The sequence below is a fragment of the Pseudomonas sp. NPDC096950 genome (assembly GCF_044762525.1).
Lineage (GTDB): Bacteria > Pseudomonadota > Gammaproteobacteria > Pseudomonadales > Pseudomonadaceae > Aquipseudomonas.
This window is the reverse complement of the sequence record NZ_JBIWEL010000040.1, coordinates 1-258: the sequence shown is the minus strand read 5'-3', so window position 1 is coordinate 258 and position 258 is coordinate 1. Positions and strand designations below refer to the sequence as shown.

Sequence of the window (258 nt, the reverse complement as noted above, 5' to 3'; positions counted from 1 at the left end):
GGGCCACACCTCGCCAGGCGTCTACGCCCGTGCGTTCATGGAAGGTCGCATCACCGAAGACCAAATGAACAACTTCCGCCAGGAAGTCGATGGTCACGGCCTGTCGTCCTATCCGCACCCGTGGCTGATGCCTGATTTCTGGCAGTTCCCGACCGTATCCATGGGTCTGGGTCCGATCCAGGCGATCTACCAGGCACGCTTCATGAAGTACCTGGAAGCCCGTGGCTTCATCCCTGAAGGCAAGCAGAAAGTCTGGTG

1 protein-coding gene is annotated in these 258 nt (G+C 59.3%); it reads left to right on the top strand.

Annotated elements, in window-relative coordinates:
• A partial coding sequence (locus tag ACIQY3_RS33215; RefSeq protein WP_403028771.1) for a hypothetical protein occupies positions 1–258 on the top strand: 258 nt, incomplete at both ends.